This is a genomic window from Ideonella sp. P3_A4, from assembly GCF_056403075.1.
Genome location: NZ_JBFUGE010000355.1, coordinates 1 through 6,359, shown reverse-complemented (window position 1 = coordinate 6,359; position 6,359 = coordinate 1). Strand labels below are relative to the sequence as shown.

The window sequence follows — 6,359 nt, the reverse complement described above, 5'->3', positions numbered from 1 at the left end:
ACGTCGCAACAGGTGGTCGCCTTCGACCCCCGCACCCGGCAGCAGCGCACCATCGTCCCGCAGGGCCGATTGACCTGCACCAACCCACCCGCCGGTGTCGTGAGCGCCGCAGTCGGCGATACACGCGCCTACTTTCACGGCAGCGAATTCGGCCCCGCCCCCACGACGCAATGGTTCAAGTGGGATGGCGCAGCGAACCGCCTGGTGTCCTGGCCAGACCGCGCGCACCCGAACTGGAACGACTCGCTGTGCCGCCAGACCTTGGCCGAAGATGTCAAGGAATCGATCCCGGGCGCCCACAACGACCAGCCGCGCATCTATCTGCAGCCGGGTGAAGGCTTCATCACCTGGCACCGTGCATTCGGCGACACACCGCAGCCAGTCCAACTGAAAGCCGGCGATCGGGAGATCGCGCTCGACGTCACCAGCGACAAGATCGGTCTGAACATCACGCACCTGCCTTTCCTGGGCGCGCATTTGCTGAACGTCGGTCTGCACCGTTGGACCGACAAGCGCGGGGAACAGCTGTTCCCCGCACTGCTGCTGCGGGCGAACGGTCAGGTCGAACGTGTGCCTTTCCCGCCTGCCCTGGCGGCGTACTTCACCGAACGCCGGTTGTCCACGGATGCCCTGATGCTGCCAGTGGCCGGCGGCAGCCTGGTGCTCGTCGCAGACTCGTCCGCTGCCGCTGGCGGGCTGTACCTGACACGTGGCGGCAAGAGTTCGCGCGTGTGGTTCGCCAGCGCACCGTCTCACGAGTCGTTCCGCATCATGTCGGCCATCGAGGTCTCGCCCGACGGCTGCCGCGTCGCCTTCGACGCCCGCTGGCCGGTCACCCAGGACCCGGCGACCCTGAGCCTGGAAGGCTCGGTGAAGATCCTCGACCTTTGCACCAGGCCTCAGTAGCGGCCTGCGCAACCACGCCAATGCAAAAGGGCAGCGTCGAGCTGCCCTTTTGCTTGGTGGCCGGGGTCCGGCCGGTGATTAGCGCTGAGCCAGCGTCGTGGCGGCCGGCACGCGGACGCTCGGCGCGACGCGCAGGTTCGTCTCGGTGTCGAACACGTTGATCTCGCCATTGGCGCGGGCGGCGATCACTTCAGCGCGCACTTCGTCGCGGCTCAGGCCGCTGGCCGAGGCTTGCGTTTGAGCCGGCTTGCGGGTGAACAGCGCGGCAATCGCGTTGGCCGAGTTGTTGTTCTGGGCGAAGTAGGCCGCTTCGGGGTTGAAGCTGGCGATGTTGTTGGCGTCGCGCTTGGCGATGTACTGGGCTTGCACGGCTTCGCGGCTCAGGCCTTCGGACGACACGGCGGCGGGCATGCGCAGGTTCGTTTCCGTGTCGAACACATTGCGCTCGGTCGACTGGGCGAAGGCGCCGCCGGCGATGGTCAGGGCGATGGYGGCAACGGCGATTTGGGCTTGCTTGGCGAACATGATGGTGATCCTTTCAGGGGTCAATCGGTTGAGACTTTTCGTTTCCGGGCATGGCGGTCAAGCGCTGGGGAGTCACGCTGCCGTCCTGTCCTTGCCTCGGTGAGTCGTCTTGTTGTTGCGGCTCATCGATGGACTCAACTGTAGAGATTCACCTTTCAGGAATAAACCATCCAATCAAACACAGTCCGTTTCCAAATCAGCAATGGTTGATGTTGAGGGGCGAACAAGGTCTGCGGCTTCGCAGACATGAGCGGCCACGCGGTTTCGCCCGCCAGCCTTTGCGACATAAAGCGCCTGGTCGGCCAGCGACAGGAGGGTCGCCGAGCCGTGCGAGCTCTGCATTTCCGAGAAGCCGATGCTCGCGGTGAACGGGATCTGCGTCGCGCCCCACTCAAGGCAGATCCTCTCGACAGCCACCCGAACTCGTTCAAGAACGATCTGCGCCTGCGGGCCGGAGGTATTCGGCAGGACCAGCAGAAACTCTTCCCCGCCATAACGGCCCACGTAGTCGGTGTTCCGCAGGCTGCTGGAGATGGTTTCCGCCACCTTCCGTATGACCTGGTCGCCGGCCGGATGGCCGTGGGTGTCGTTGATCCGCTTGAAGTGGTCGATGTCCACCATCGCGCAGACCAGCGGCCTCGGGTACCGGGTCACCAGACGAACCTCCCGGTCCAGCGCCTCGCAAATCGCGCGACGATTCGACAACTTCGTCAACGGGTCGGTCGTGGCAAGCGCCCGCAGCAGCCGGCCAAGGCGGATCGAGCGGAACAGAAAGTACAACAGGCACAACAACAGCAGCAAGATCAGCGCACCGGCATAGCAGGCCAGCAGAAAGCGCTCATGTGCTGCGCTGGCCTCTTGCGAAACCGAATCGATCTCCGTTCGTTTACGTTGCGAATCCAGGATGAACGCATTGATGGTCTCGGAACGGATCTCCGAGGATGCGTTGGCCTCCTTGAGCAGGTCGTAGGCCTTGCGCAGGTCCTCGGCCGCTTCGCTGTGCCGTCCCAGGCGCGTCAACAGGTCAGCTCGCAGGGCCAACGCGTCGCGCTGCTCGAGGGGCAGAGACGTCGCCACGGCCACGTCGAGCGCCTTGGTCGCCATGCTGAGCGCCTCCGGCATCTGGCCCCGAACCTTGGCGTACTTGGCCTTGATCAGGTAGACATCCGTCTGCAGATAGCCGAGCGAGGCCTCGCGAAGCACCTTCTCGATCGCCTCCGTTCGGGCGTTGAAATCCGCCAACTGCGTCGCCCCTTCCAGCAGCTCGATCTTGAGCAGGACGATGTCCGCATAGGCCACGCCTTGAACGTCGCCATACCGCTGCGCCAGGCGCCGGTACTCGAGCAGCGCCGCCTGCGCCGCACGCATGTCGCGGCGGTGGTAATGCGCAATGCCCAACTGGTACAGCGCGTTGGCCAGTTTCCAGCCCGAGTCGTTCTGCCTGTACGCCGCAACGGCCTTGGTGAAGGTGACCACAGCCTGCGCCGTATCGGGCACGCCCAGGTAGATCTGGCCGATGGTCATGTCGGCATCCGCGCGGACGTACCGTGGCCCGGTGGCAGGCAGCGTGATGCTGGCCAGGTAGCAATCCTGCAGGGCTTCGACAAACCGCGCTTTGCTGTGAGCAAGCGCCGCACGCGCCAAGTACGCCTCGCCGAGCAACGCCGGCTCTTGCAGCTCCCGCGCTCGCGTGACAGCTCTATCGGTCAGTGCGTAGGCTTGGTCGACCTGCCCCGCATAGTCCATGGCATAAGCCGCGACCAGCTCGATCCGCAGCTTGACGGCCGGGTCCGTGGCCACCGTTCTCGCCTGCTCCACCTGGTCGGACGCGTCCGCAGGCCGGGTGATCTGCATCGCGGCTTCGGCAGCGGCCAGATGGAGCCGAGCCTGCACGCTGCGCGAGTTCGACGGATCGTTGAGCAGCCGTGTCGCTTCGGCAAACGCTACGGCGGGGTCGGTGAAGACCTTCTGCTCCAACGTGGGCAGATCTGGCGTGGCCCAGGCGGGTACGGCCAGCACCAGCTGCAGTGTCAGCAACGCTCGCCGAAGCAGCGCCAGGCTGGTCATTTGGGGGAACCTCGATGTTCTTGGGTACGCATCCTGTTTTCGGCTCAGCCTTGTTCGCCCTGAGAAGCCGATCGCGTCAGACCTTGAAGACCGCCACCGCCGTTGCCAGCTCGTTGGCCTGGGTTCGCAGGCTGGCGGCGGCCGCTGCCGACTCTTCGACGAGCGCGGCGTTTTGCTGTGTCGTCTCGTCGAGCCGGGTCACGGCTTCAGCCACCTGCCGGATGCCAGCGCTCTGCTCTTGCGTGGCGTGGCTGATCTCGCCCACGATGCCGGAAACGCGGCCCACCGCCTGCACGATCTCGCCCATGGTCTGGCCGGCGCGTTCGACCTTGTCGACGCCGAGACCGACCTGCTCGCTGGAGTGGCCGATCAGCTGCTTGATCTCTTTGGCCGCCTCGGCGCTTCGCTGTGCCAGCGAGCGCACTTCGCCGGCGACGACGGCAAATCCACGGCCTTGTTCACCGGCACGAGCGGCTTCCACCGCAGCGTTCAGCGCCAGGATGTTGGTTTGAAAGGCGATGCCGTCGATCGTCGCGATGATGTCGGCGATGCGACCGCTGGAGTTGCTGATCTGCTGCATGGTCAGCACCACTTCCTCGACCACGCTGCGGCCGCGGTGGGCCACCTGGCTGGCTTCATCCGATAGCTGCTTCGCCTCTTGGGCCGAGGCGCTGTTCTGCTGCACCGACTGGGTGATCTCGTCCATCGTCGAGGCCAGCACCTGAAGGTCGGCCGCCGACCGCTCGGTGCGCTGGGACAAATCCTGCGAGCCCGCCGCCACTTCGCGCGAGGCGTTCGCAATCGAGTCGGAGCTCTGCTTTGCGCCACTCAGCACCGCGCTGATGGATTGCTGCATGTCGCGCATGGCCTTCAGCAGGCTGGCGGCCTCATCCTGGCCCGACGCCTTGATCTCGCCTCGCAGGTCGCGCTGGGCAATGCGGGCCGCCGCCATCTGCGCTTCGGCCATCGGTGCGATCACCGAGCGGGCCACCATGCGGGCGAAGATCATCACCAGGGCCGCGAACAGCACGGTGGCCGCGGCCAATGCGCCGTACAGCCTGTTGTCATCGCGGCGGTGCTGGCCCAGGCGCTCCGCCTGGCGCTCGCTGAGCAGCTTCTCAAGCGCCACAACGCCTTCCTCGATCGCGTTCACCGAGGTCTTGTAGGCGCGCATCGCCTGGTTGCCGTCCTGCGGTGTGGCGAACTCGCCCTGCAGCGCCGCTGCGGACACCTTGCCGAACCCGGCCTCGTAGGTCTCCAGGTGCTTGAGCATCTGCGCCGCTGGTTCGCCGATCGCGGGGCTGAGTTGCAACTCGACGAGGCCGTTCAGCGCATCCCGGGCCTTCGCCTCGGCGGCCTTCCAGTCCTCGATGCTTTCCTTGGCCTTCTTTTCGTTGGCCAGGTTGATGAGCAGGTCCTTCTCATTGCGGCGCAGGCTGTTGGCCGCCCCCTGAAGGTGGCCGATGTGAGCCAGGGCCTGCACGTCCTGGACGACGAAGCGCTCGAAGTCTCTGGCCGAGTGGTTCAGCCCCAGGCCGCCGGCCAGGGCCACGCCGACCAGCGCCAGCACGGTGGCTCCCGTCAGCCAGACGAGCCTGGTCTTGAGGGAATGGCGGTTCATGAAGCTCATCGTGTTCCTTGGGTGTCGGGTCATGGCGCAGCCCGCCGGGCAGGCCATGAAAGGGTCGGCGTTGCGAGTGGGTCGAGCAAACGCAGGAAGGTGTCGCCGTTTCACCCGTGTCGGGCGGTGAGCGGAATGGGCAAGCGGCCGACGCGATGCAGGTCGCGTCAGGGCCAAAGGCGAATGCCGCCTGCTCTGCGGCTTTGCAGAGGACAGTCAGTCGCGCCTGCCTAGATCGGCAGGAAATGAGACAACTTGAGCCGGTGCGGGCCGTTGCTCAGGGCGATGAGGCGTTGTTCACGCGACGGCGAGTGCAGGCATGCACGCCCGGCGCTCCGCAACTAATGGTCGCTCAGCGTAAAACGTGAGCGGCAGTGCGGGCACGAGAGCCTGCCATGGACCACGGTTTCATAGGGGACGAACTGCCGAGCGAGCTGACTCCAACCCGGCGAGTTGGCCACACCTGAGACAAAGAACAGGCGTTCGCAGCACCAAGGGCAATAGAGCCGCCAAGCCAGGATCAGCGAAATGCCCCAGCACAGCGCACACGCAGCCAGGCCAGCAACGGCATAGGGTCGCATCGACGAGACCGCGCCGAGGCTCATGGCAATGGGAAGCAGCCAACTCCCGAGGGCCCCCGTCACTGCCACGGCCTTGACGCACGTGGCATGAGGGCAGGTGAGCACCCCTGCCCGGTGTTCGACATTCAGGCCGTCTTGCTGCGTGGCCATGCCCGGACTCTCCCTCGCTTGAGCACGAGGCAATCTAGCCGATGGACAGGCGGCGGCCAAGACCACGATTGAACCGGGTTTGTGGTACCCGCCCTGGCGTTGACCCCGATCGACAGCGTGCCATCGACGCCCGTCTTTCGAATGCGAAAAGGGCGAACCGTCGGTTCGCCCTTCCCCTTTTTGGAGGCGTCTGGCGCCCCCTGATAACTTGGCTTGACGGCCTCGAGATCAGCGCTGCGCGACCGCGGTCGGCGCTTGGCGCACGGCAGCCGGGGCCACGCGCAGGTTCGTCTCGGTGTCGAACACGTTCATTTCACCGTTGGCGCGGGCGGCGATCACTTCGGCGCGGACTTCGTCGCGGCTCAGGCCGCTGGCCGAGGCTTGCGTTTGGGCCGGCTTGCGGGTGAACAGCGCTGCGATCGCCTTGCTCGAATCGTTGTTCTGCGCGAAGTAAGCCGCTTCCGGGTTGAAGCTGGCGATGTTGTTGGCATCGCGCTTGGCGATGTACT

At 65.4% G+C, this 6,359-nt stretch carries 6 protein-coding genes; 1 reads left to right on the top strand and 5 read right to left on the bottom strand.

The window, feature by feature from the left end; genetic code table 11:
- Window positions 1-906, top strand: a 906-nt coding sequence (locus tag AC1DYI_RS23905) for a hypothetical protein (protein ID WP_477206631.1), incomplete at its 5' end; no start/stop codon positions are given.
- A gap of 78 nt (window positions 907-984) precedes the next feature.
- On the opposite strand, the gene AC1DYI_RS23900 is transcribed toward AC1DYI_RS23905, so the two are convergent.
- From AC1DYI_RS23900 to AC1DYI_RS23880, 5 genes are all read right to left on the bottom strand, one after another.
- Window positions 985-1,431: a DUF4148 domain-containing protein gene (locus tag AC1DYI_RS23900; RefSeq protein WP_477206630.1), complete on the bottom strand. Its 447-nt coding sequence runs from the start codon at window positions 1,429-1,431 to the stop codon at window positions 985-987.
- Window positions 1,432-1,605: 174 nt separating this feature from the next.
- Window positions 1,606-3,498, bottom strand: coding sequence for a GGDEF domain-containing protein (locus AC1DYI_RS23895; RefSeq protein WP_477206629.1), 1,893 nt, complete (start codon window positions 3,496-3,498; stop codon window positions 1,606-1,608).
- Between the two features lie 76 nt (window positions 3,499-3,574).
- On the bottom strand, window positions 3,575-5,119 hold the full coding sequence (locus tag AC1DYI_RS23890; protein WP_477206628.1) for a methyl-accepting chemotaxis protein: 1,545 nt from the start codon (window positions 5,117-5,119) through the stop codon (window positions 3,575-3,577).
- Window positions 5,120-5,460: 341 nt separating this feature from the next.
- On the bottom strand, window positions 5,461-5,850 hold the full coding sequence (locus AC1DYI_RS23885) for a hypothetical protein (protein WP_477206627.1): 390 nt from the start codon (window positions 5,848-5,850) through the stop codon (window positions 5,461-5,463).
- Window positions 5,851-6,078: 228 nt separating this feature from the next.
- Window positions 6,079-6,359, bottom strand: a 281-nt coding sequence (locus AC1DYI_RS23880) for a DUF4148 domain-containing protein (protein WP_477206626.1), incomplete at its 5' end; no start/stop codon positions are given.